Annotated in this window: 3 protein-coding genes and 1 pseudogene; all 4 read right to left on the minus strand. The window is 70.0% G+C overall.

The features are described 5' to 3' along the window. On the minus strand, positions 1-387 hold the full coding sequence (locus R1101_RS0123490) for a TadE family type IV pilus minor pilin (RefSeq protein ID WP_016935616.1): 387 nt from the start codon (positions 385-387) through the stop codon (positions 1-3). Then, positions 384-602, minus strand: coding sequence for a DUF4244 domain-containing protein (locus R1101_RS28465; protein ID WP_016935617.1), 219 nt, complete (start codon positions 600-602; stop codon positions 384-386). Before R1101_RS28465 ends, R1101_RS0123490 begins: the two co-directional genes overlap by 4 nt. A gap of 47 nt (positions 603-649) precedes the next feature. After that, positions 650-1,225, minus strand: coding sequence for a type II secretion system F family protein (locus R1101_RS0123500; RefSeq protein WP_016935618.1), 576 nt, complete (start codon positions 1,223-1,225; stop codon positions 650-652). Next, a pseudogene (locus tag R1101_RS29905) lies at positions 1,222-1,393 on the minus strand (secretion protein F); the annotation flags it as partial. The pseudogene R1101_RS29905 and the gene R1101_RS0123500, both read right to left, overlap by 4 nt.

Consider the following 1,393-nt stretch of genomic DNA (forward strand, 5'->3'; position numbering starts at 1 on the left):
TCATCGCGTTCCTTCCGGCTCGCGCACCGCCACCGCCTCGGCCGTGAGGGTCAGCAACGGGAGCAGCGGGCTCTCCGCGGTCACGACCGCCACGATCAGATCTCCCTCCTCGCGCACCGCCACGCGTGCGTCCGGGGGCGCGACGCGCGCGGCCACGTCGAGCGCCCGTTCCTGATCGCCCCGCGCCGTGAGGCGGGCCGCTTCGCGTGCGGCGTCGTGGCACCGCACCTGATACGCGATGCCCAGTACCGCACCGAGACACAGCACGAGCACCGAGACGAAGCTTGCGATCGCAAGAGCCGCTTCGACGGTGACGCCTCCGCGGTCTTCACGGACGAAGACCGTAACCGACCTCCGGAGAACGCTTTTCGATTCGGAAGCCTTCACACCGACGTGTTCAGTGCTCGTTCGACGATGCCCGTCAGTGCGGAAACGATCGAGTCGCCCGTCACCACCGTGTACAGCACGGCCCCGAACGCTGCAGCCGCTATGGTGCCGATCGCATACTCCGCCGTCGACATGCCGTCGTCCTGCGCGACGAGCCCGCCGATCCGACCTCGCCATCCACGTACGAACTCCGAGGTCGTCGCTCGTTCTTCCATCTTCGGTCCCCTCCCATTCGCGCAGCGCGGACCGTCCGCGCCGACATTCACATCAGCCCCGCACCCAGGACGTCCCGCGCCAGGCCGACGACGACCGGCACGATGCCCAGACATACGAAGGCGGGCAGAAAACACAATCCGAGGGGACCGCTCACGAGCACCCCCGCACGATCGATCTCGGCGGCCACCCGGTCCTCCGTCTCGGCGCGATGCCGGGCCGCGAGTTCGGCGACAGTATCCGACAAGGGCGCACCGGATTTCGCGGATCGTCGTGCCGCGCGCGCGAAGTCGTCCAGCGCATCGGTAGTTCCGGATCCCTCCCATGCCCCGGCCGGATCGGCTCCCAACGCCAACCGGTCGGCGCCTCGACGCAGCGCCGCCGCGAGTTCCGGCGGAGCCGATTCGGCGACGACCCGCGCGGCGGCGCCGGCCGGCATCCCCGCGCGCAAGCACGCCGCGAACAGATCGAAGGCGGCGGGAACCGCATGCGGATCGATCACCGGATCCGGTGCGGTGCGCCCGGCGACATCGGATCTCGCGAAGGAGAGACGTTCCGCACCGCGGGGAACGGGCACGACGACGAGCGAGGCCGCTCCCAGCACCACCGCCCAGGTCGCGCTCATGACGCCACCCGGGCCGCGATCCGGTCCGTCCACAGCAGACCCGCACAGACCAGCACCGTGCCGACGACGAGCATGACTCCTCCGAGACCACCGGCGAGAAGGATGGTGAGCGGAGATGCACCCATGAGCTGCCCGAGACCGACCCCCAGCACCGGTAGGCCCGCCAGG

The sequence above is a fragment of the Rhodococcus sp. R1101 genome, assembly GCF_000278445.1.
Classification (GTDB): Bacteria; Actinomycetota; Actinomycetes; order Mycobacteriales; family Mycobacteriaceae; genus Rhodococcus; species Rhodococcus gordoniae.

What these genes read in the sequence shown, in the direction of transcription:
- R1101_RS28465 (WP_016935617.1), bottom strand. Translation starts at nt 602, where the DNA reads ATGGAAGAACGAGCGACGACCTCGGAGTTCGTACGTGGATGGCGAGGT.
- R1101_RS0123500 (WP_016935618.1), bottom strand. Translation starts at nt 1,225, where the DNA reads ATGAGCGCGACCTGGGCGGTGGTGCTGGGAGCGGCCTCGCTCGTCGTC.